At 59.9% G+C, this 20,073-nt stretch carries 14 protein-coding genes and 1 tRNA gene; 11 read left to right on the top strand and 4 right to left on the bottom strand.

What is annotated here, in order from left to right:
- Positions 1 to 18 precede the first annotated feature (18 nt).
- The 8 genes from rpoD to LRK53_RS01050 all read left to right on the top strand — a co-directional run bounded on the left by rpoD (position 19) and on the right by LRK53_RS01050 (position 13,292).
- Complete coding sequence (gene rpoD / locus LRK53_RS01085; protein ID WP_027491209.1) at positions 19 to 1,893, top strand: RNA polymerase sigma factor RpoD; 1,875 nt, start codon at positions 19 to 21, stop codon at positions 1,891 to 1,893.
- Between the two features lie 115 nt (positions 1,894 to 2,008).
- Positions 2,009 to 2,084: transfer RNA gene (locus tag LRK53_RS01080), tRNA-Ile, on the top strand.
- Positions 2,085 to 2,367: 283 nt separating this feature from the next.
- Entirely contained in the window at positions 2,368 to 4,824 is a 2,457-nt protein-coding gene (gene hsdR, locus LRK53_RS01075) for an EcoAI/FtnUII family type I restriction enzme subunit R (protein WP_027491210.1), read from the top strand.
- Positions 4,825 to 4,826: 2 nt separating this feature from the next.
- Entirely contained in the window at positions 4,827 to 5,675 is an 849-nt protein-coding gene (locus LRK53_RS01070) for an FRG domain-containing protein (protein WP_037088747.1), read from the top strand.
- Positions 5,676 to 5,678: 3 nt separating this feature from the next.
- The gene (locus tag LRK53_RS01065) at positions 5,679 to 7,136 is read left to right on the top strand and encodes a type I restriction-modification system subunit M (RefSeq protein ID WP_027491212.1); all 1,458 of its coding nucleotides are present in this window, start codon (positions 5,679 to 5,681) and stop codon (positions 7,134 to 7,136) included.
- Complete coding sequence (locus tag LRK53_RS01060) at positions 7,133 to 9,436, top strand: restriction endonuclease subunit S (RefSeq protein WP_081666511.1); 2,304 nt, start codon at positions 7,133 to 7,135, stop codon at positions 9,434 to 9,436. Before LRK53_RS01065 ends, LRK53_RS01060 begins: the two co-directional genes overlap by 4 nt.
- Before the next feature lie 3 nt (positions 9,437 to 9,439).
- Positions 9,440 to 11,968: an AAA family ATPase gene (locus LRK53_RS01055; protein ID WP_235642448.1), complete on the top strand. Its 2,529-nt coding sequence runs from the start codon at positions 9,440 to 9,442 to the stop codon at positions 11,966 to 11,968.
- A gap of 4 nt (positions 11,969 to 11,972) precedes the next feature.
- Complete coding sequence (locus LRK53_RS01050; RefSeq protein WP_051257464.1) at positions 11,973 to 13,292, top strand: McrC family protein; 1,320 nt, start codon at positions 11,973 to 11,975, stop codon at positions 13,290 to 13,292.
- Positions 13,293 to 13,414: 122 nt separating this feature from the next.
- On the opposite strand, the gene LRK53_RS01045 is transcribed toward LRK53_RS01050, so the two are convergent.
- From LRK53_RS01045 to LRK53_RS19360, 4 genes are all read right to left on the bottom strand, one after another.
- Complete coding sequence (locus LRK53_RS01045; RefSeq protein WP_081666513.1) at positions 13,415 to 14,758, bottom strand: TniQ family protein; 1,344 nt, start codon at positions 14,756 to 14,758, stop codon at positions 13,415 to 13,417.
- Positions 14,755 to 15,828: an AAA family ATPase gene (locus LRK53_RS01040; protein ID WP_185754544.1), complete on the bottom strand. Its 1,074-nt coding sequence runs from the start codon at positions 15,826 to 15,828 to the stop codon at positions 14,755 to 14,757. The genes LRK53_RS01045 and LRK53_RS01040 overlap by 4 nt, the downstream gene beginning before the upstream one ends.
- Positions 15,829 to 15,876: 48 nt before the next feature.
- Complete coding sequence (locus LRK53_RS01035) at positions 15,877 to 18,285, bottom strand: integrase catalytic domain-containing protein (protein ID WP_081666514.1); 2,409 nt, start codon at positions 18,283 to 18,285, stop codon at positions 15,877 to 15,879.
- Positions 18,286 to 18,445: 160 nt separating this feature from the next.
- Positions 18,446 to 18,637: a helix-turn-helix domain-containing protein gene (locus tag LRK53_RS19360; protein ID WP_425504544.1), complete on the bottom strand. Its 192-nt coding sequence runs from the start codon at positions 18,635 to 18,637 to the stop codon at positions 18,446 to 18,448.
- A gap of 77 nt (positions 18,638 to 18,714) precedes the next feature.
- Between LRK53_RS19360 and LRK53_RS01030 the strand changes: the two genes are divergently transcribed.
- The 3 genes from LRK53_RS01030 to LRK53_RS19305 all read left to right on the top strand — a co-directional run bounded on the left by LRK53_RS01030 (position 18,715) and on the right by LRK53_RS19305 (position 19,962).
- Positions 18,715 to 19,140 carry a helix-turn-helix domain-containing protein gene (locus LRK53_RS01030; RefSeq protein ID WP_037088748.1) on the top strand — a complete coding sequence of 142 codons (426 nt, stop codon included), beginning with the start codon at positions 18,715 to 18,717 and terminating at the stop codon, positions 19,138 to 19,140.
- A gap of 5 nt (positions 19,141 to 19,145) precedes the next feature.
- Positions 19,146 to 19,550: a hypothetical protein gene (locus LRK53_RS01025; protein WP_027491217.1), complete on the top strand. Its 405-nt coding sequence runs from the start codon at positions 19,146 to 19,148 to the stop codon at positions 19,548 to 19,550.
- 142 nt (positions 19,551 to 19,692) lie between these two features.
- Positions 19,693 to 19,962 (top strand): BPSL0761 family protein, encoded by a 270-nt coding sequence (locus LRK53_RS19305; RefSeq protein ID WP_081666516.1) that lies wholly within the window; start codon positions 19,693 to 19,695, stop codon positions 19,960 to 19,962.
- Positions 19,963 to 20,073 lie beyond the last annotated feature (111 nt).

Here is a 20,073-nt window from a genome sequence, read left to right as displayed (position 1 = left end):
CCTTGCGGCGGTCGGTGAATGAATAGCAAAGCTCCCCACGAGCAACAGTCTGAAATCAAGGCGCTCATCTCCAAGGGCCTGGAGCAGGGCTACCTGACCTACGCCGAGATCAACGACCACCTGCCCGACGACATCGTCGACCCCGAGCAGATCGAAGACATCATGGCGGTGCTCAAGGGCGTCGGCATCGAAGTGCACGACGCCGCGCCGGATACCGACCCGCTGGCCGACAAGGCCGGCAGCAGCACCGACGACGAAGCCGCCGCCGAGGAAGCCGTGGCGCTGCTCTCCGCGGTGGATTCCGAGGTGGGCCGCACCACCGACCCGGTGCGCATGTACATGCGCGAGATGGGCACAGTCGAGCTGCTCACCCGCGAGGGCGAGATCGCCATCGCCAAGCGCATCGAAGAAGGCCTGGGCCAGGTGCAGACCGCGCTGGCCAGCTTCCCGCTGACCATCGAGCTGCTGCTGGAGGAATACGACCAGCACCTGGACGGCAAGCGCCGCCTCAGCGAGATCCTGGCCGGCTTCCTCGATCTGGAGGAAGCCGCCGACCTCGCCCGCAAGGAGAAGGAAGCCGCCGCGCTGCTGGCCCCGGAAGTCGAAGACAGCGAGGAAGGCGACGAGGACGACGACGAGACCGCCACCGAGGACGAGGAAGAAGCCGGCCCCAGCGGTCCCGACCCGGAAGAGGTCAAGCGCCGCATGGAGCTGCTGCGCGAGCACTACGCCAAGTTTCAGAAGGCCGCGCCGAGGGCCGCCAGCATCACCGACAAGAAGATCGTCAAGCTGCGCGACCAGATGGCCGAGGAATTCCTCAAGCTCAAGCTGCCATCCGCGCTGATCGACGGCTTCGTGCGCAAGCTGCGCGAGGTGGTCAACGACATCCGTCACCACGAGCGCGTGCTGATGGACATCTTCGTCAAGCAGGTGAAGATGCCCAAGGCCGAGTTCATCAAGGCCTTCCCCAGCAACGAGGGCAACCCCGAGTGGGTGGCCGAGCTCAGCCGCAAGCGCCAGAAGTGGTCGCCGAACATCAAGACCCACCGCGAGGCGATCGACGCCGAGCAGGAAAAGCTCGCCGCGATCGAGCGCAAGCTATTCCTGCCGCTGATCGACATCAAGGACATCAACCGCGCCATGGCTTCGGGCGAGGCGAAAGCCCGCCGCGCCAAGAAGGAAATGGTCGAGGCGAACCTGCGCCTGGTGATCTCGATCGCCAAGAAGTACACCAACCGCGGCCTGCAGTTCCTCGACCTGATCCAGGAGGGCAACATTGGCCTGATGAAGGCGGTGGACAAGTTCGAGTACCGTCGCGGCTACAAGTTCTCGACCTACGCTACCTGGTGGATTCGCCAGGCGATCACCCGCTCGATCGCCGACCAGGCCCGCACCATCCGCATCCCGGTGCACATGATCGAGACGATCAACAAGTTGAACCGCATTTCCCGCCAGATGCTGCAGCAGTTCGGCCGCGAGGCGACGCCGGAAGAGCTGGCCAAGGAAATGGAGATGCCCGAGGACAAGATCCGCAAGGTGCTGAAGATCGCCAAGGAACCGATCTCGATGGAAACCCCGATCGGCGACGACGAGGATTCCCACCTGGGCGACTTCATCGAGGACGGCAACGCCAGCTCGCCGATCGACTCGGCGACCGAAACCGGCCTGATGGAAACCGTGCGCGATGTGCTCGCCGGGCTCACCCCGCGGGAGGCGAAGGTGCTGCGCATGCGCTTCGGCATCGACATGAACACCGACCACACCCTGGAAGAAGTCGGCAAGCAGTTCGACGTCACCCGCGAGCGCATCCGCCAGATCGAGGCCAAGGCACTGCGCAAGCTGCGCCACCCGAGCCGTTCGGAACAGCTGCGCTCGTTCCTCGACGTGGAGTAAGCGGCGACGCCGGCATGACGAAGAAGCCCCGCCGACGTGGGGCTTCTTCGTATGCGCCTCCGTAGAAGCCCGCGCTGGCACGCCCCCGGCAACTCCTCTACCATTCGTCGCCTGCGGGCCTATAGCTCAATGGTCAGAGCAGAGGACTCATAATCCTTTGGTTCCAGGTTCGAGTCCTGGTGGGCCCACCAGACATCCGCGGCACGCAGTTCTATGCATTCTTCGAAAGTTTGGCGCTCGCGCCAAATTTTGAAGGATTTCTCTCGAAGTTTGGCGCTGCCATCCACAGGAGCTGGTTAGCTGCCGCGCGATCTCTAGACGGCTGCCAACTCCACAGGGATCGCACACAGACCTCTTTAGGGCCTGTTTCTAACCGACCAATTTCCAAAACTCTCAGAAAGCATTATTTGAGGCATCCTTTGTTAAGCTCTGGGGACACCCGCGCTTCGAACGGGCGACCAGGGGCCTAGGGCAGTGGATGCAGGGGCAAAACTGAGCGAACGCGACGTCTGCACCAAATTCATCACCCCAGCGCTGGTGGCTGCCGGGTGGGACGTGCAGACACAAATTCGTGAGGAAGTGGGCTTTACCAAAGGCCGTATCATCGTGCGCGGCCGGTTGGTCACCCGCGGCAAGGCCAAGCGGGCCGACTATGTCCTGTACTACAAGCATTTACCGCTAGCCCTGATCGAGGCCAAGGATCAGACTCATGCCGCCGGCGATGGCATGCAGCAGGCGTTGGGCTACGCCACCACGCTCGACATCCCGTACGTCTTCTCCTCAAACGGCAAAGGCTTCCAGTTCCACGACCGCAGCGGCGTTTCGGTGCCGCTTGAACAGTCGCTGTCGATGGACGAGTTCCCAAGCCCGAACGAACTGTGGAGCCGTTACCGAAGCTGGAAAGGCTTGCAGCCCGCACAGGAAAGCACTGTCCTGCAGGCGTACTACGAGGATGGCAGCGGCAAGGAACCACGTTACTACCAGCGCAACGCCATCAACGCCGCCGTCGAGGCCATCGCCAAGGGCCAGAACCGCATCCTGCTGGTGATGGCCACCGGTACCGGCAAGACCTATACCGCGTTCCAGATCATCTGGCGACTGTGGAAGGCCGGTCAAAAGAAACGCATTTTGTTCTTGGCCGACCGCAACGTGCTGGTCGACCAGACCATGGTCAACGATTTTCGACCGTTCGGGCCGGCGATGGCCAAGCTCAGCACTGCCAGCAAGACGATCGAGCGAGCAGACGGGACTGAAATCGAGCTGACGCTGGCGCTGGACAAGAGGCGCCGCATCGACCCGGCGTACGAAATCTATCTCGGCCTGTACCAGGCGATCACCGGGCCGGAAGAACGCCAGAAGCTGTTCCGCGAATTCTCGCCGGATTTCTTCGATCTCATCGTGATCGACGAATGCCACCGCGGCAGCGCAGCCGAAGATTCGGCTTGGCGGGAGATTCTGGAGTACTTCAGTAGCGCAACCCAGATCGGCCTCACCGCCACGCCCAAGGAGACCGAGTACGTCTCCAACATCCACTACTTCGGCGAACCGGTGTACACCTACTCGCTCAAGCAAGGCATCAGCGACGGCTTCCTGGCTCCGTACAAGGTGATCAAGGTGCACCTGGATGTCGACGTGCAGGGCTACCGGCCCAAGTCGGGCGAGACCGACAAGCACGGATATCTCATCGACGACCGGCTCTACAACGAGAAGGACTTCGACCGCACGCTGGTGATCGACGAGCGCACCCAGCGGGTGGCGAAGTGGATCTCCGACTACCTCAAGCAGAGCGGTGACCGCTTTCAGAAGACCATCGTATTCTGCGTTGATACCGAGCACGCCGCGCGCATGCGCCAGGCGCTGATCAACGAGAACGCCGATCTGGTGCAGCAGAACGCCCGCTACGTCATGCGCATCACCGGCGACGACAACGAAGGCACCGCGCAGCTCGGCAACTTTATCGACCCGGAATCCCCCTATCCAGTCATCGTCACCACCTCGCGGCTGCTCTCCACCGGGGTGGATGCGCAAACCTGCCGCCTGATCGTGCTGGATCGCGAAGTCGGCTCCATGACGGAGTTCAAGCAGATCGTCGGGCGTGGCACCCGCGTGCACGAGGACACGCACAAGTATTACTTCACCCTGGTGGACTTCCGAAAGGCCACCAACCACTTCGCCGATCCGGACTTCGACGGCGAACCGGTGCAGATTTACCAGCCCGATGAATACGACTCGCCGGTGCCACCGGAAGACGTCCCCCTCGACGAGGAGGGCAACCCACTGCCATCGCAGCCCACCGGCGAGGAAACCATCGTCGATCAGCCACCGCCGGCGATTCCACCGCCCGGTGTGGATGACGACCAGCCGCGTAAGTTCTACGTCAAACAGCGCCCGGTGACCGTAGTTCTGGAGCGTGTGGAGTACCTCGACGAATCCGGCAAACTGGTTACGGAGTCCCTTCGCGACTACAGCCGCAACGCAATCCGTCGCCACTTCACCAGTCTGGATGCCTTCCTGCGCCGCTGGCGCGAAGCCGAGCGCAAGGAATCGGTCATCGCGGAGCTGGCCGAGGAAGGCTTGCTGCTGGAACCCCTGCAGGAAGAAGTGGGCAAGGATCTCGACCCATTCGACCTGATCTGCCATATCGCCTTCGACCAGCCGCCACTCAGCCGCCGCGAGCGCGCCGACAGCGTGACCAAGCGCGACGTGTTCACCAAGTACGGCCCGCAGGCCTGCGCCGTGCTGGAAGCGCTGCTCGCCAAATATCGAGATGAAGGCGTAGTCACCGATCTGGATAACGTGCGGGTGCTGGAGATCCCGCCCTTCAACGCGATGGGCACACCCATCCAGCTGATCAAACCCTTTGGCAGCAAGGCCGGCTTCGAAAACGCCGTGCACGAGCTGCAGAACGCGCTTTACGACGAGACGGCTTAGGTATGGAGCAAGTTGGAAAGACCAGTGTCTTCGCCTACTTTGACGAGGCGAAAAAGATAAGAGCCGCCACCAATAGCGAAATCCGGGCAGGCGGCGGCCACCCTGTTTCATCATATCTAGAGCTGGCGAAGAAGGTTGCCGACCTTCAATTTCATAACCGAGAGCACGTGCTCCTCTTCAGAGGGCAAGCCAGCGACTTCAAGAATCGCTTGCGGAATACAACGCTGAAGCCGGGCGTTCTTCGGTCTGATGCCAATCACCCTCTTAATCCTCCCGGCCCAGATGAACTAGGGTTGAGGTTCCAGCGGCTTAAGCATTTCGAACGGCGCTTGGTGGATATCTTTGAACACAAAAAGGTCTTGGGCAGACAGCGGGTTGCGCGGCACCGCATCCTCCGATGGTCGATTCTCCAGCACTATGAAATATGCGGAACACCACTCCTCGATGTGTCGCAATCCATTCGGGTCGCCGCCTCGTTCGCCTCTATGGGAGAAGTCCCCACCGCGTTTTTTTATGTACTAGCGGTGCCAAACATCAGCGGCGTGATCAGCGCAAGCGCTGAAGCGGGCCTGCAAACAGTCAAGCTAGCGGGAATCTGCCCGCCCAACGCCGTTCGCCCGTATATCCAGGAAGGTTTCCTGCTGGGGGAATACCCTGAGATGCCCGACTTCGATCAAAAGCAGCACTACAAGCACTATGAGATCGACTTTGGCCGGAGGCTGATTGCCAAGTTTCGTCTCGATCTGCGCTCCTTCTGGGCGGATCCAAACTTCCCCAAAGTCGAGCGCGGCGCCCTCTACCCAGACGCTCGCGATCCACTCTTCAAGCTCCTCAAGCCTTTAGGTAAGTAACCCATGTCACCCCGCAGTACCGTCAAATCCATCCAGGACCTCATGCGCCAGGATGTCGGCGTCGATGGCGACGCCCAGCGCCTCTCCCAGCTGTGCTGGATGTTCTTCCTCAAGATCATCGACGACCAGGATCAGCAGTTGGAGCTTATGCAGGACGGCTTCACCTCGCCAATCCCGCCGCGCTTACAGTGGCGGAACTGGGCCGCCGATCCCGAGGGTGACACCGGCGACACGCTGATGGCCTTCGTCAACGACGACCTGATTCCCGCACTCAAGGAACTGCCCGCGCTGGGCAAGCAGGCCAACCGCGCCCGCGTCATCCGCAGCCTATTTGGAGACGCTTACAACTACATGAAGTCCGGCCACCTGATGCGTCAGGTAATCAACAAGATCAACACGGTAGACTTCAACGACCTGGCCGAGCGCAAGCACTTCGGGGAGGTCTACGAGCAGTTGCTCAACGACCTGCAGAACGCGGGCAACGCCGGCGAGTACTACACCCCGCGCGCGGTCACCGCCTTTATGGTCGACCGCATCGACCCGCACCCCGGCGAAAAGCTGTTCGACCCCGCCTGCGGCACGGGCGGCTTTCTCACCTGCGCCATCCGCCACATGCGCGACCACTACGTGAAATCGGTGGCCGACGAAGAGGCCCTGCAAGCGGGCCTGCGTGCGGTGGAGAAAAAGCCGCTGCCGCACATGCTGTGCGTCACCAACATGCTGCTGCACGGCATCGAAGACCCCAGCTTCGTGCAGCACGACAACACCCTGGCCCGGCCCTACATCAGCTGGGAACAGAAGGAGCGCGTCGACATCATCCTTGCCAACCCGCCCTTTGGCGGCAAGGAAGAGGACGGCATCGAATCCAACTTCCCCGCGCACTTCCGCACCAAGGAAACCGCCGACCTGTTCCTGGCGCTGTTCATCCGCCTGCTCAAGCCCGGCGGCCGCGCGGCCATCGTGCTACCGGACGGTTCGCTGTTTGGCGAAGGGGTGAAGACCCGGCTCAAGGAGCACCTGCTGGAAGAGTGCAGCCTGCACACCATCGTGCGACTGCCCAACAGCGTGTTCAAACCCTACGCCAGCATCGGCACCAATCTGCTGTTCTTCGAAAAGGGCAGCCCCACGCAGGACATCTGGTACTACGAGCACCGCGTACCCGAAGGCCAGAAGGCCTATTCCATGACCCGGCCGATCAAGATCGAGCACCTGCAGGACTGCGTCGACTGGTGGGGCGGCGCCTGCCGCGAAGGCCGGGTGGAAACACCCCAGGCATGGAAGGTCACTGCGGATGAGGTAAAGGCCCGCGGCTACAACCTCGATATCAAGAATCCGCACACCGAGGCCGAAGATCACGGCGACCCGAAAGCCCTGCTTGCCGAACTGGATGCGGCCGAAGCTGAGACGGCGCGGTTGCGCGACCAGCTGAAGGCGATCCTGGCCGAGGCGCTGGCGCGATGAATGCGGAAGGTTTGCTGGCGCACTACGCGCGGATTGCTGACGCGCCGGATGCGATCGTGCGGCTCCGGCGGTTTGTGCTCGATCTAGCGGTCCGCGGGAAACTGGTAGCACAGGAGTCAGGTGACGAGCCCGCCGCCAAGCTGTTGGAGAGGATCACTGCCGAGAAGACGCGACTTATCCAAGCAGGGACCATCAGAAAGGCAAAGCCGGCGCCACCGTCTGAAGAGGCGCCTTTTGCGATCCCATCTGGTTGGGCATGGTCACAGATCGCCGAGATCGGGATTCTGAGCCCGCGCAACGACGCAGCTGACGATATGCAGGCGTCTTTTGTCCCGATGAACCTGATTTCCGCCGAGTACGGGAAACCGAACGGCCATGAGGTTCGCTTATGGCGGGAAATCAAGAGGGGCTATACGCATTTTTCCGAAGGTGATGTTGGGCTGGCGAAGATCACTCCCTGCTTCGAGAACGGCAAGTCCACCGTATTCAGAAATTTGGCTGGGAAGCTGGGGAGTGGCACGACCGAATTGCACGTCGTTCGGCCGCTATTGATTAATCCAGACTACGTGCTCGTTTTTCTCAAGAGCCCGCACTTCATCGAATCAGGTATCCCGAGGATGACAGGCACTGCGGGGCAGAAGCGTGTGCCGACCGACTACTTTGCCTATTCGCCATTCCCGCTACCGCCGCTAGCGGAGCAACAGCGCATCGTCGCCAAGGTCGATGAGCTGATGGCGCTGTGCGACCAGCTGGAAGCGGCGCGGGCGCAGCGCGAGGCCACGCGCGACCGGCTGGCGGCGGCCAGCCTGGCCCGCCTCAACACCCCCGATCCCGACACCTTCCCCGCCGACGCCCGCTTCGCCCTCGACGCCCTCCCGGCCCTCACCACCCGCCCCGACCAGATCAAACAACTCCGCCAAACCATCCTCAACCTCGCCGTCCGCGGCAAACTCGTGCCGCAAGATGCAACAGATGAGCCGGCGTCTGAGTTCGTGAAAGCGATTGCTAAGGCAAAGGTAGAAGCCAAGCTCAATACTGGTGATGCTCGTATCAAAGCCGCACCCGACCCGATGCCAGAAGATATTCGAATGCCCCTGCCTCAGGGGTGGAGCGTTCAGTCTTTCGAAAACCTATTCCTTTTCATCGACTATCGAGGGAATACGCCGACAAAGACAAGCGCAGGCATTCCTCTGATCACAGCGAAAAACATTCGCATGGGCTTCCTAAGCCGTGAGCCGCGTGAGTTCGTTTCGAAAGGCACTTTCGAAAAATGGATGACCCGAGGATTTCCCAAACAAGGGGATATCTTCTTCACTACCGAGGCGCCCTTGGGAAATGTCTGCCTAAACAATATCGACGAGCCCTTCGCCATGGCTCAACGTGCCATCTGTCTTCAGCCTTACGGCAACGCCGATACGAAGTTCATGATGTTCTCGTTGATGAGTGATTTGATGCAATTAAGCATTGAGGAACAGTCAACGGGCATGACTGCCAAGGGAATCAAAGCATCCAAGTTGAAGCCTCTACCACTCCCCGTCCCGCCGCTTGCCGAACAGCGCCGCATAGTTGCCAAAGTCGATGAGCTGATGGCGCTGTGCGACCAATTGGAAGCCAGCCTCACCACCGGTGAAACCACCCGCAGCCGCCTGCTCGACGCGCTGCTACACGAAGCGCTGGCCCCTGCTCCCACGGTGAATATCGCAGAACCACGCGCGGCCGTAAGTGGCTACGTGGTCTCGCGTCTCGCCTCCAGGCGAAACTTCGGCCGTACCGCGCACATGAAGCATCTCTATCTGGCCGAATCACGCCTTGGCCTGAAGCTGGGAGGCCGCTACATGCGCCAAGCAGCCGGCCCACTGGACACTGACATCTACGCGTTGGAAAAGCAGGCGGAGCTCGCTGGCTGGTACACCCACAGCGTCGAGACACTTCCTTCCGGCCACGAGAAGGTGAGCTACGTGCCCGGCAAAGCCATCAAGGCGTTGGCCGAAGAAGGCGTCGCCGTGCTTGGCGATTCGCGCGCCGAGATGGATCGACTGATCGATCTCATGGGCGGATTGAATACCGAACAGGTCGAGATCATCGCCACCCTTTTCGCCGCCTGGAATGATGCCCTGCTCGATGGCCATACGCCGCACGATGGCTGGATCGTCAAAGAGGTGCGCGAGCACTGGCACGCCAGCAAGCAGCGCTTTGCGCCCGCCGAGCTGCACAAGTGGCTCGGATGGATGCGCCATAACGATGTCGTGCCCCTCGGCCTCCCGCCTCGCACGATGCAACAAACCACGATGGAGTTTTGACCCATGGCCTTCAGCACAGACGACACGCTGTGGTGCGAGTTTCTTCAGGTGTGGCCGCTGGAGCGACTACGCGACATGACCCTGGCCCAGTACACCACGGCGGGTGACAAGGACTGCTTCATCTATTGGCTGGAATTCCGGCTGATTGATTACGGCAGCATCGCGGGGGGCTCCGCCTTCAAGTTCGCGATCTTCTCCCGCAAAGACACCGTCGCGCGCGAGGGCGACACGTCACTGGCTTACGATGACCACTACGGGTGGTACCGGCGATTCGGCAGCTCTCCCGAAGAGGCATTTCAGGCCATCCGTGGCCATGTGGTAGCCGTTGCCGAGGCCGCTCGTGACGGCCGCCTGGACGAGATCGACAGCAGCCCGCTCGGCGCAGCCTATCGCTGGAAAATTGCCTTTCACTATCAGCCGCTGCAGAACCCGAGCATCCCCTGCGTATACGTGCGCAAGCCTCTTTTGCACTTTCTCGGCCTGCCGGCTTCGGATAGCACGACACCTCAAAGTGAGCTCTATCGATCCCTCGCGAAATTGCGCTTGGCGGATGAGAGCATCTTCGCGTTCAGCGAACGGCTCTGGAAAGACTGGGTGGCCAACACACCGTTTGTCGTCAAGCTGAGCGAGGGAGCTGTCAAGAACGGCTATCTCCCGGTCAACCTCATCTCCGCACCGTTCCCGGAGACCATGTACGGCGGCAAGACGCCGGATGACATCGCCGACACGGCTCACTTCCGCACCGACTCAGGCCTGGAGTTCGATACCGACATACGCGTTTCAAGCCCCGGCAGCGGTCGACTACGTCACCGGCTGGGTAGCTACTTCAAGGACATTGGTGCAGCGGCCGGTGACGTCATCACCGTCACTCAGGACGGCAATGGGACCTACCTTTTGTCTTCCAAGGTGGCGACCCATGCAGTCGGTCCGGTGGCGCCGGTTGCAACAACCTCCACTGCGACCTCGGCGAAAGACTGTGCCGCCGAGCGCCCCCCTTTGAACCAGATCCTTTTCGGACCGCCAGGGACAGGGAAGACCTACCAAGCCATCGAGAAGGCTCTGGAAATTCTGGACCCTTCATTTCTTTTTCGGTTGGGCGACGACGAAGGCGATGAGCGTCGGAAGACGCTCAAGCAGCGCTACGACGAACTGGCAAAGGAAGGCCTTGTGCAATTCGTGACATTCCACCAGAGCTTCAGCTACGAGAACTTCGTCGAGGGCTTGAGCGCGAGCTCTGATCCCGATACCAGGCAGATCCGCTATGACGTGGAAGACGGCGTATTCAAGGAGCTCTGTGAATCCGCACGCACCCGGCTGGTACGAAGGAGCGATGACGCCCCACTGGACCTGTCGGGACGGCGCATCTGGAAGTTGTCGCTGGGCGACTCGAACACCGAGGGACACATCTACGAGGAGTGCATGGAGAAAGGCCTTGCCCTGATGGGCTTTGGCAACAATGCAGACTTTTCTCAGTGCCAATCCCGCGAAGACATCCAGAAGGTGTTTGCCGCCTCCGGTGATCCGCTTTCGCTGGGCGACTACCCGATCACGGCCATCAACACCTTTGTCCGCCAGATGAAGAAGGGCGACCTCGTTGTCGTGAGCGAAGGCAACTTGAAGTTCCGCGCCATTGGCGAGATCACCGGCGACTATCAGTTGGTTGCTCGTGAGAGCGACAACTACTCCCAGGCGCGAACTGTACGTTGGCTGCGCGCCTATAAGCCCGCCTTGCCCTACGGCGCGCTGATGGAAAACCGCTTCCAACAGAAGACGACCTATGAACTGCACTCGGGCTCGATCAACCACGACAAGCTGCGGGCACTTCTGAAGGCGGAGAACGGCGCAGCGGGCGTCGATCATCCCCGTGTGTTGATCATCGACGAGATCAATCGGGGCAACGTCTCGCGAATCTTTGGCGAGCTGATCACGCTGATCGAGCCATCCAAGCGCTCTGGCGCTGCCGAGGCGCTGGAGGTCTTGCTGCCCTACTCGAAAAATCCATTCAGCGTGCCGGATAACGTGTACCTGATCGGTACCATGAATACGGCTGACCGTTCACTGGCCGGCCTCGATATAGCGCTTCGTCGACGCTTCGACTTTGTGGAAATGCCCCCCAGGCCGGACAAGCTGACAGGCATCAAAGTGGCCGAAATCGACATGTCGGCTGTACTTGAGACGATGAACCGCCGCATCGAGATCTTGCTCGATCGTGACCACCAGCTTGGGCATGCCTATTTCATGTCCCTCGAGAACAGCAACGACCTGTCGAGGCTGTCGAGCATCTTCCTGAAGCAGATCATCCCGCTGCTTCAGGAATACTTCTTTGAAGACTGGCAGCGCATTGCGTGGGTCCTGAACGACCATCGCAAAGACAAGGGATTCCGTTTCGTCGAGCCTGCCACTTATTCCATGGACTCGTTGTTCGGCAACACGGGCGACGTCCTACCGGAAGCCAAGGCATGGCGATTGGACGAAGAAGCATTCAAGAAGCCCCAGAGTTACCTAGGCATTCTCGGTGACGGCAAGGTCTGAACAGGTGCGCGAGCCTGTCGTCGTCAGGGAATACGCTCGGCTAACCACGTCGGCCGTTACAGAGGGCTCGCTAGACGTCGCCCGTGTATCAGAATCGGCATTCGACTGGCTGTGCCGTGAGAGCGCACGACTGCAGAAGTCAGGCGCTGCTTTGGTGCAGGTGGATGATCGCCGCTGGTTGCGGCTGGACAGCTATGTCGGCGTGATCGAGACGCCTTGCGGCACGCGCATCGAGATCTTGCCGAAGACGGCAGAACACGGCGACAACCGCGACGCGGCCCGCCGGCTGCTGCGAAAAATGCTGGCACGTTGCCTGGATGTGCCAGCCCGTGAAACGTCGCCCACCGACATCCAGACTTTTGACGCGCCGCTGACCGAATGGGTGATACGTCAGTTCCTGCAGGCGCTGGACAAGCTCGTAAAACGCGGCCTTCGCTTCGACTACCACCGCGTGCAGGAGGAGCAGCGTTTTCTGCGCGGCCGGCTGGATGTGCCGCGTCAGCTGCGCCAGCCGCCGGGACGCGACCACCTGTTCCAGATCGAGCACGACGTGTTTGACGCCGACCGACCCGAGAATCGGCTGCTGTGCTTAGCACTGGACCGAGTCTGTCGGCTGACCCGCGACGCTGGCAACTGGCGGCTAGCCCACGAACTGGCCACCTTTCTCGCGCCGGTGCCACGCAGCCGTAATGTCAACGAAGACTTCCGCCGCTGGCGGAACGATCGCCTACTCACGCACTACCAACCAGCACGTCCGTGGTGCGCATTGATACTTGGCGAGCAGACCCCGCTGTCGGTCATGGGCGAATGGCATGGCACAAGCCTGCTGTTCCCGATGGAGAAGATCTTCGAACGCTATGTCGAGGCCTGCCTGCGCAAGACGCTGCCCCGGGACGCGACAATCAAGACGCAGGCATCCAGCCAGTACCTGTGCGGACACGACAGTCAGGAATGGTTTCAGCTCAAACCCGACTTTCTCATCAAGCGCGGGGAGCAGACCTGGGTACTGGACGCCAAGTGGAAGCTGCTTGACCAGGCATTGGGTGGCACCAAAGATAAGTACGGCCTCAGCCAGTCCGACTTCTATCAGCTTTTCGCCTACGGCCACCGCTACCTACCTGCGAAAGGACAGATGCTGCTGATCTACCCCATGACCCAACGGTTCCAGCACCCGTTACCCGTGTTTACCTATTCGCAGCAGTTGCACCTCCGGGTCGTGCCGTTCGATTTGCAGAACGATCGATTGGTTGAGGACCTCTCGCGTCCCTCAGGCTTTTGGGATGCGCATACCGATGAGTTGTTCGGTAGCGCTAATCGGTCATGATCAGCGCGCCGGAATCCTGAGTGTGGTTGCCACTGGTCGGAAGCGGCCGCGAACAGACGTTAAGCCCTCCGGCTAGGCTGTCCCGCTGCGCGGTGCTTAAAGGGCCCCCTCAGAACGCCAACTCAAATAGAAGACGACTTGACCACGTCTGCCTTGCCTGCCCGACGGCTGCCCTTTGCCATGCAAAGGTACCTTCGTATTGCGAGCCTTGCCACACGCACATTGCATTCAGCATCGGTGGCGAGCAGCTTTGCCAGCTTGCGCTTCGTTTGTCCGCATGACCAGTACCGTTCGATGTGCCTCTGGTCTTCCAAAAGCGTTTTACATCTTGCTAAGCAAGATTGCGTTCCAAAAATGCTTGCTGCCACGCGGTGGGACTGATAGCGCTTCACTAGCGCAGGCAGGTGGTATCTGACGTAGCCTTCCGAAACGCCACAGCAATTCGCAAGCTCGGCCAACCGCCGTATCTGTACTGACCTTGGTTCTTCGAGCTGTGCAAGCATGGCGTTGCGCACATCCTCGACAATTTCGCTTGGGCGTCGAATCTTTGCCCTCGCGGCGATCGCTTTGCTGTCAAAGATGAGTTGCCCCGCTGCCGTTGCGGCAACCTCTGGATCCTCAAGTATTTGGAGAACTGTCACGCCAGCCGCCTGTGCCCTCCGCAACATGGTTCCCAAACTGGGTTTCACCACAGCACCGCGGGCCCTCGCACTCCCACTTATCTTAGCGACACCAGCAACGATGCCGGCGACGGGCGAGACGATGGAAAACAGCGCGTTTTGGAACGTATGAAATGCGGCCTCATCGCGAACTACCTGCTCGCCACTAGCAATAGCTTCAACCAGTTCGTTCAGATCGCGTTCTCCTAGCGGAGGTTCTGGCATTGGACGCAGGTCCGAGGGAAGTCCAATGAGCGCTGAGTCGCACTTCCAGCACAGCAGTGGGTCGCCGGATCGGTTGTGGAAATGTTGTGCCACTCCGCAAGCCGGACACTCAGTCCGCAACGCCACCCGATGTTCGGGGCAGCGCGTGATAGCGCGGAGCGTCCACAGCAGTCGATCGTACGGCCGTGCGCCCGAAACAATGTCATCTCGAAAGCATTGCTCACACCAGGCGCGACTACTCCGCACCGAATCGAAAGCCTGGGGATTCAAGGCCTGCCCAATTGGGATCAGTGTGCAGCAACGTAAACCTGACACGCCCATGGCATGTTCCACCGCGTCAACGTATACCTCTACGCAGGCACCATACCCGAAGATACCGGCGCCCTTCGACTTGTAGAGAGTGGACTCGTTCAATGAAACACGGCGTCCCAACTCGCGCGATTGCCACGACGAAAGGAAGCGAGCCAGCTGCGCGATACTGCAGTCATGGAGGCGTGCCAGGCGCCCGAAGTACGAGCCAAACGCCTCTACGTACTTCGTGCCCATTCCCGCCGGCTCGAGCGGAAGCAGCACGGAGCTCATGTCCGCACGGCCGGTTGCGCACGCCGCGGCTTACGCTCGAACGGGCGAGCGCCTTTCTTCCAGGTGCCCTTCGTGTGCTTGCCTGCGCCGCTGGCCTTGGCACTAGTACTCGGCGCGATCGAATTGGGCGATTGCGGAATGTCGATTAGTTCCACGCGTGTTCCCAACAACTTTTCGCCGCTCTTGATGTCGGCCTCGGTGGTGTCCCACTGCAATGCGGTCGGGCGTGTCTGTTTCAGCACCTCAGCAGAAATTGGCGTGTGACACGCGTCTGCATAAGATTGCGCTCGTATGAGCCTCTTTTCGAGGATGCCGACCACGCCGTGGCATTCGTGCCGGAGGCGATCAGCCTCGTCTATCAGGAGATGCGTTGAGCCGAGACGCAATTTAGGTGATTGGCCCATCGTCGCCACCACGCGCCGCCACTCGTTTATGTCGCTTGGGCTCTTTCCGTAACGAGGCAAATGCACGATCAGGAGCCGCTCAGCGAAATGGGTCCGATAGGCCATCGCGACCTCGGCCAGCTCATATCCCCCGGCAAGGATAAGCGTCGTCTGCGGCGTAATCACTCCCTTCATCGCTTCAAGGAGCGATGCCTTGTATTCCTCGTCTTTGGTTCGAACGAGGTAATGAGCATCATCGACAATGGCGGCCTTGACGTTTCGCGAATGAAACGCGCCTTTGAGTGCACGGAGGCAGTAAGTCTCGTCGGTCTTGATAGCTGGGCGGTACAGTGGCGCCTCGTTTGAGATTGGCTCTAGCTGGAAAAATGGATGGCCGACGTCTTCCAACAATTCGTGCAGCGCAAATTTCGGGGTCGTACGGCCTTGACGCGTGGTCATGGCCGAGAAGCCGATCAGTGCTCGATCATTCGGGCCGACGCCTTGGTAGATCTCGTTCATCAGGAACGACACCAAATAGGCGAGGAGCTGCGATTTCCCACCGTTGGTCGGCCCGACAAGAAGTATCGCTGCTTCCGTTGGACACAGACGGAAGATCCCTTCGAGCTCATCCAGGCAGAACCTAAAGTTTCTGTGCTCGATGACATCCGTAAGCTTTGGCTTGCGCATTGCAAGCTCCTGAAAGAAGCGGCGCTTTGTGCAGTCCATATGGAGCACTCAGATTTTTAGTGGGAGGGGCAATGTTGGGAGTGCATCAACCGGCCCAGTTGGCTTGCTGCTTGCTGGCGTATCGCTTTCGCCCATCGACTGGCCAACGGATGGCGGCGGCTTGTGGGGACGCTTTGATTTGGGGGCCGAGTGCAAGGTCCTTCGGCGTTGCGCACGGTCCGCTGCAGTGGGTCGCGTTAAGCATTGCGCCTCCGCTCGTATCGACTCATCAGTGCGGCCGTGGCTTTTGAGGGCATCCCTCGACTTGGCGACATGCCACTTCCCACCGAAAGCGTAATACAGGATCGATGGGTCTTCCGGCTCCTGACGCAGGGACAAATTATGTTGTCGAAGGTCAACGCCGATCAGAGCTTCGGTGTAAAAGCGCTTTTCCTTCACTCTGATGGCCCCCGACGGCTCAATGCACCCGCTTTCCTTCAGTGGCGGCGAGGTAACAATCAGGAACTCAAGATTCATCACAACCGTTATGCCTTGCTTTCCGTATGTCTCTTCGAAGCGCTGCCGCGCCTCTCGTTTGGACTTGCCACCATCAAGCGGTTTGAGCGTCGGGATGACTTCGAACAAGAAGTGGTCTGTATGGTGAAGCAGATCATCGAAGTCGCGTCTGGGGCCTCGCGAAGGGTGTTTTTTCGCGGAAATGGCCCGCGAATTCGGTATATCCACCGCGAACCCTGGGTAACCTCGGCACACGGTTTCTGCGAAGGTGCCAAACGTGCGCTCAACGCGATGGCCAACGCGCGGATGAGCCTCTGGCCGGTAAATCGCATCTACCCCAAGGGCTGCGAGCGCCGCAACGAAGACAGTGCCCATGAAATCAGAACCATGGTCAGAAAGAATCGTATGCGGAAGGCGCCCATGTTTGCGGACGCACTCACGCAGGAGTGCCAAATCGGTCTTGTGGCTAGGCTTCTCGTGGGTCATTACGCGTGCGAGCGGCTCGCCAGTCCAGTCGTCCACGAGGATCGTCAACCATGGCTTGGCCTCAGCGCCGGTATCATCCTTTGAGTATGTGGGTGCCAGACAATGGTCAATATGCGCGACTTGAAAGGGGCCATCCGCGAGCCGTATTTGTTTGTCCACGTCGCCGTGCGGTGCGACGGCGTTGGCCATGCGTCGTCCCCCTCGAGCCATGGCGTCTTCGGTGCAGTGGTCTCGCCGCGCCCAAAGCTTGCAAAACGTGGAATAGTGCACAGGGCTTCCATCACAGCAACGCTTCTTGGCCTCCTTCGCCAGGCGCCTTTCGTATTCTCCCATTGCGTCGGTACGCGACGGATATTCGGTGCTGCTCCGCTCGGTCTTGATGAACTCGAACAGAAGAGTCTCGTGCCAACACGCGAGCCTTCGGTCGCGATTTCCACATCTTGACCACTTCGGGTTCAGGGCAACCGCGCCGCCCTCTTTGAACGCTTTAGTCCATCTTTGTTTGGTCCTGCGTGACGGTGCCCTTCCTGAGGTGCGAGCGACAGCCTTCCCTTGCAGGCAGCCTATGCGGAAACCCAGTTCATCCAAGTGTTTGGGGTCGCCCGTTTGTTCGATGGATGCGGTAGCTCTTGTGGAGGCTACGGACTGCAGCGATGCGATGCCGGCGGAAACCGCGGCGGCCTGGTCTGGCGACGCACAGATGACCGCCGAATCGGGTGCTGACAGAAGAACGTGGTCCAGGTCGACATGGAGCACGCCAAGCTTGATGAGTCTCAGGACGGGACTCGCGGTAACAACGCCACACGACAGAATGATTTGCTGTAACGCCACTGGTGAGTTGCGCTTTACGTATCGAACGATGCGCTGGTCAAGAGCAGGATCGGGCTCAGGTGCCGACTGACGGTCGAGGAATTGCTGGTTGCGCGTGCGGATCCACGGCAGAGAACTGGACACTACAACGACGTGGCGTAGCCCCATTTCTGCAAAGCAGTGCTTCGCGGTCGTGTACTCGTAGCCAACGTCAATTTTTCGCCAATCGTGAGGCCGCTTGCGGGTCAGGTCATCGGCCTCGTTGTCGGTCTTTAGCTCGAAGACGCATGCACGTTTGTCGTCGATAGCGATGGCGTCAGGTGTGTATGCAATCCGCTGGTGCCGTCCCCGTCGGTTGGTGATCCTGAGCGGTACCTGCAAAGGATGGTTGATCGCGAACACCACGTCGCCACGGAACTGAAGGTTGACGAAAAAAGCGTGTTCGGCGGAGAGCGAGGCTACCTGCAGCCTCGGCACAACATCTCCGTCGACGCCTTCATCAAGGTACGTGCAAAGAGTGGTGGAGATGTCACCAGTGAGATTGTGTTGCGGCCCGCTGCGCAGGTGTATCTGTGGGGGCGCCAACGCTGAATCTACAACGTAACGAATTCCAGCAGGACTCACGCGGAGACCTGCGAGGTGTCTCGTCAGCTTGTCTACATTCATCTCCGCTCACTTCGGCAACAGTGATCCAGGCCTCCAGGTGGAGGGCCTTGCACGGTCAACACGAATGGGGGAAGATGAACACAGCCGAGCTCTCAAAAACGGCTGTAACCTGCAAAAGCTTCGACTTGGCGGCCGGGGCTTTTGTCGTCTTACCCCCGGACTATTGCACTAAGTCATCGTGGGTCTCCGTTAGGCAACATTCCTGCGACTCCTCGCACGGCAGCGGCTTTAGCCCTAGCGCGACGGCAACCTCATGCGCTTGTCCCCGAATCCCTTGGACACGCCCCCCTAAGACTGCGTACACGAGCGGTGTGCTGAAGCCGTTTGTCTGCGCCCAAGACCGGATGGTCATACCGCGGGCGCGAAACTGCGCCTTTACATCTGACGGTTGTCGTTGGCGGGGCAGACTCAACATGCTACAATCGTATCATGTTAGATAACATCGTAGTAGACGTCGACAACAAGTTCTCCGAGCGCCTTCGCGCAGAACGGGAGAAGCGCGGACTTACGCAGCCCGCAGCCGCCGGCCACCTAGGCATACCGTTGGCGACATATCGAAGCTATGAATCCGGCCGGAGCGAGCCGCCCATTTCACTTCTCGCGAAGATGATGGCAGCTGGCATGGACGGCATGTTCGTGGCGGTCGGCCGATCCCTGAACGAATTGACTTCCGAAAGCATTGATTGGGCGTTGCTCTCCGAGATCACCCAGATTCTTCACGACTGGTCGTCTTCCCGGCCACGCCCCCTTGATGCAGACGAGTTGGCGCGCTTCATGCGCACGTCTTACCTCTGGGCGGCAAGGATGGGCCGACAAGCCGGCCTCGATTTGCTCGCTGAGTTGCGTGCGGCTTGACACTTATGACCCAGCCAGATGTGATCTCGTCATCGCTTCGCGACCTGAAAGATGCGCTGGCCTCGCTGCAGGAAGAAGCACTGAGACGCGATCAGAAGGACCGTGAGGCGCGCGAGACCGAGAGGAGGGAACGAGAGGAGCGAGTCGCCCGCGAGCAGGAGGAAACAAGGCGCAATCTGGCCAAATGGGTGATGAAGGAAAGGTTCGGCTTTGCCACGATTGCCATAGGGGGTGCATTCGCAATTTTGTTGGCCGTGCTGCCGGCGGCACCTGATAAATGGCTCCTGTATGCGTGTGCACTTATTTGCGTTCTGACCGGTACCTGGCAGAAGGACCGCGCAAATAAGCAAATCGCAAAGTTGCTCCAGAAAGCTGGAGTCGAAGACTTAATTGGCTCGCACATCCGCTGATAGTTCAAAAACCAAAATTCACTTGGCCATGCCTTACGTGGCCGAATCCGACATACATCCTTGCCGGTTTTCGCGCTTCAAGGACCAGCGATAGGCCGAAGCAACCGATGCAATCACCGTGACCAACGGATCGGTACCAGTTATGACGCTCCCGTACGAACGTTCCCGCGCAGTCATCGAAACGCGCCAATTTTTGAAGGAGCTGCTTACCAACGCGAGGGTTCCCGCGTCGGTACGTGGTGAAGCACGCAATCTGCTCCGCCACTACCCAGGCGGGAATGAGGTGTTCCGCGCCGGATGGCAAGAACTCGCCGAACCTCGCCTCGTTATGGAACCAATCTTTGGTACAAGCACCGACGGGTCGCCTTCGCCAAACTGGCCAGCACCGCCGGCACGCCAAGCAGGGAAGTGACTGTCCCTGGAGCCGCATCAGGTTTTCCACGCTCACGATGTTGGCAGTTACCGCTCAATCCGCCATCTCGCAACAGGCAACGAATCTGCAGGTAAGGACGTTATCTTTCAC

This window comes from Rhodanobacter thiooxydans (assembly GCF_021545845.1).
GTDB lineage: Bacteria > Pseudomonadota > Gammaproteobacteria > Xanthomonadales > Rhodanobacteraceae > Rhodanobacter.
This window is presented reverse-complemented; position numbering and strand designations above follow the sequence as displayed.